The following is a 2076-nucleotide window of genomic DNA, read 5'->3' as shown; positions in this document are numbered from 1 at the left end:
CGGTGCTTATCGTCCTTGTCGTCTTTATCGTCGCGGTCCCGGTGCTTATCGTCCTTGTCGTCGTAGTCCTTCTTGTGGTCGTCATCGTCGTCATCGTGGCGATGCTTCTTGTCACGATCGTCATCGTCACGGTCTCGGCCGCCACGACGCTTGCCACCGCGGTACTTCTTAGCTTTCTTTCGACCGTGCTCGTAGCCCTCTCGGTAGCCGGTGTTCTTGCTGTGCTTTTTCCGGCCGAAGTAGCCGGCCTTGAAGCCGTCGTAGTACGCTTCCAGATTCAGCTTGTAGTGCTTGTGCCGGCTGCGTTTTTTCTTACCGAACTCGTAGCCGGAGTGGTAACCTTTGTCGTGTTTTTTTCGTTTCTTCTCGCCGCGGTAGCCGTGTTTGAACCCGCGGAAGAAGGCGTCGTCGTCGTCCTTTCCATCGTGGGCTGCACCGACGCCGGAAAACCCGAACAGGCCGGCCGTCGCCATGCCGGTTGCTTTCAGGAACGTTCGCCGTCGATGGGTTGAGTTCGTGTCTTCTTTCATGGTATACTCCCCTTCGGAGCAACTGGATATGACACTCGGATAAGTTATAATTCTATCTGATATATTAGTATAGGTGATATAAAAAAGATAATACCAAGCGTGTTTGATAGAAGGAGTTAAATAAATAACTAATGGAGAGTATTAATAGCAAATATCCGATAATTAACTGGACTCGGCCTGCGTTCGATCTGTTAATCAAACGATAGCCGACTCAGGGCACCTATTTAATTATTCTTCATTATATAAATCTCTTGTAGGAACGCTAATGCTATGAATATCATATAATATATCTAAATAACGACCACCATCGCCGACCGAGTGGAACCGGTCGAGGTGGAAGCGCGTGCGCTCACGGGGACGGTTCCGTAACTTTCGACCGGAACGGGCGAGAGATCGGGTTCAGGGTCGAACTATACGGGGGGATCGTGGCGGGCGCGAACTGTCTCACCGAGTACCGAGCGATCCCCGATTATCCCCGGACCAACAGCCAGCCGAGCGCGAGGAGCGCCAGCGGGCTCGTTGTGACCAGTGTGATCCCGATCCCGGGATGGCCAGCGAAAATCAGGCTCGTTCCGACGGTGAGAAGCGCGAGGAACAGACCGGCGAGTCCGAAGACCCGTCGTCGGAGTCGGATCGCGCGGGCGAACTCGGCGTCGTCGGTTGCGTCGATGTCCGAATCCATGGTAACGCGACGGGGTTGGACGCGTTAACCTCCGTCGTTCGTCGGACGAGCGATGATCGAAACGCTCAGGGCCGCTCGATCGGATAGCCACGCTATGGACGGGACGGATCCGAGGCGACGGCGGGTACTCGCGGCGCTCGGGGCCGGCGCGCTCTACGGGATCGCTGGCTGCACCGACGACGACGAGAGCGACGACACCGGCGCACCGGCAGCCAACGGCTCCGACGGAGGATCGGACGAACTCCCCGAGAACGACACGGAGGAGGGTAACGAGGGGGAAGGGAACGCCGAGTCGTCGACCGTCGACTGGCCGACCTACCGAGCGGACGTCGAAAACACGGGTCATCTCCCCGACGCGAGCGGACCCACCGATCCAGAGGTCGCATGGACGGCCGAAACCGGCGGAGCGATCTACGCCTCGCCGACGGTCGTCGACGGGACCGTCTACGTCGGCAGCTACGACGACACGCTGTACGCACTGGAGGCGGCATCGGGCGACGAGGAGTGGACGTTCGATGCGGGCGGGGACGTCTTCTCCTCGGTGACGGTCGAAGGGGCCTTCGCGTACGTCGGCGGGTTCGGGGACGCAGTCCTCGCGCTCTCAGTTGGGGACGGCGAGGAGGCCGAGCGTTTCGCCACCAATGGCGACGTGGGATCCTCGCCGGCGATCGTCGACGACACGGTCTACGTCGGCGCGGACGACGGAACCGTCTACGCGCTCGGCGATAACGACTGGGAGGTCGAGACGGGCGCGGAGGTCGTCGCCAGCCCCGCAGTGAGCGACGGACGGGTCTTCGTCGGGAGCTTCGACGGAGTCTTCTATGCGCTCGACGCCGCGACCGGCGAGGAGCTCTGGTCGGTCGA

The 2076-nt window shown here is 59.9% G+C and carries 3 protein-coding genes; 1 reads left to right on the top strand and 2 read right to left on the bottom strand.

Annotated elements, in window-relative coordinates; all coding sequences use genetic code 11:
- Both EAO80_RS14525 and EAO80_RS14520 read right to left on the bottom strand, forming a co-directional pair.
- Positions 1 to 530: hypothetical protein (locus EAO80_RS14525; protein WP_162994023.1), on the bottom strand; the 530-nt coding region annotated here is incomplete at its 3' end.
- 469 nt (positions 531 to 999) lie between these two features.
- Positions 1000 to 1212, bottom strand: coding sequence for a hypothetical protein (locus tag EAO80_RS14520; RefSeq protein WP_122090594.1), 213 nt, complete (start codon positions 1210 to 1212; stop codon positions 1000 to 1002).
- A 94-nt stretch (positions 1213 to 1306) separates the two neighbouring features.
- On the opposite strand from EAO80_RS14520, the gene EAO80_RS14515 reads away from it, so the two are divergent.
- Positions 1307 to 2076, top strand: a 770-nt coding sequence (locus EAO80_RS14515; protein ID WP_162994022.1) for an outer membrane protein assembly factor BamB family protein, incomplete at its 3' end; no start/stop codon positions are given.

It is taken from the genome of Halalkalicoccus subterraneus (genome assembly GCF_003697815.1).
GTDB classification, from domain to species: domain Archaea; phylum Halobacteriota; class Halobacteria; order Halobacteriales; family Halalkalicoccaceae; genus Halalkalicoccus; species Halalkalicoccus subterraneus.
This window is presented reverse-complemented; position numbering and strand designations above follow the sequence as displayed.

What these genes read in the sequence shown, in the direction of transcription:
- EAO80_RS14520 (WP_122090594.1), bottom strand. Translation starts at nt 1,212, where the DNA reads ATGGATTCGGACATCGACGCAACCGACGACGCCGAGTTCGCCCGCGCG.